Source organism: Flagellimonas lutimaris (assembly GCF_003581615.1).
Classification (GTDB): domain Bacteria; phylum Bacteroidota; class Bacteroidia; order Flavobacteriales; family Flavobacteriaceae; genus Flagellimonas; species Flagellimonas lutimaris.
Genome location: NZ_QXFH01000041.1, coordinates 1 through 720 on the forward strand (window position 1 = coordinate 1; position 720 = coordinate 720).

The 720-nt window shown below is 38.8% G+C and carries 1 protein-coding gene; it reads right to left on the minus strand.

The window, feature by feature from the left end; all coding sequences use genetic code 11:
- Positions 1-199 precede the first annotated feature (199 nt).
- Positions 200-652, minus strand: coding sequence for a hypothetical protein (locus D2V08_RS01400; protein WP_147374033.1), 453 nt, complete (start codon positions 650-652; stop codon positions 200-202).
- Between the last annotated feature and the right edge of the window lie 68 nt (positions 653-720).

Sequence of the window (720 nt, forward strand, 5' to 3'; positions counted from 1 at the left end):
GGAAAAAATAGCTCGGGGGGTTGTGCCGCTTGCGGTACTGGCCGAGCGGCCGCAGGCATTTTCCCAACGGTCTCGGCTATGAGTAGTTTCGTGGGTTAGGACTCAACCTCACAAGTACACACCAAGTTGGAAATTCTGCAGGAATTTCCAAAGTAGACGAGAACGAGCAATTACTTATAGCCATTGTTGTAACCAGTTTTTATTCAATTTCTAATTCACACACTTTTCCATTTTCGGTTGAGAAGTGAATTTTTATTTTTCTTTTCTTGTAATGATGAACTTTTGCATAAACAACATTGTCCCAAACCCAAGTTATAGAATCATTACTAATTCTGTTTGGTTTTCCAATTAATTTTTCCACGTAATCTTTGTCAAATCCGTTCAGTTTTGTGATTCCGTTTTCTTTCACACGAATCATTTTCACGATTCCATTTTTCAGCACGTATTGGATTCCGTTCTTTGTCAAAATCCAGCCATTTTTAATGTCAGTATTTTGGCTTTTATCTTCTTTGTCATAAAATTCAGAAACACTTTCAGTCGGTAATAGACTTAAATCTTGTCCAATTCCGATTCCGTTAAACTCTAACAAATCAGAATCGAATTCCGATTGGAAAATTACTTCTGGATTATATGTGAATTCGGTTTTTCTCAAATTGGTTACAACGGCCACGCGGCTATGGCGAGTAGTGTTGCGAGCTTGCTCGCATTAGCTACGGGGAG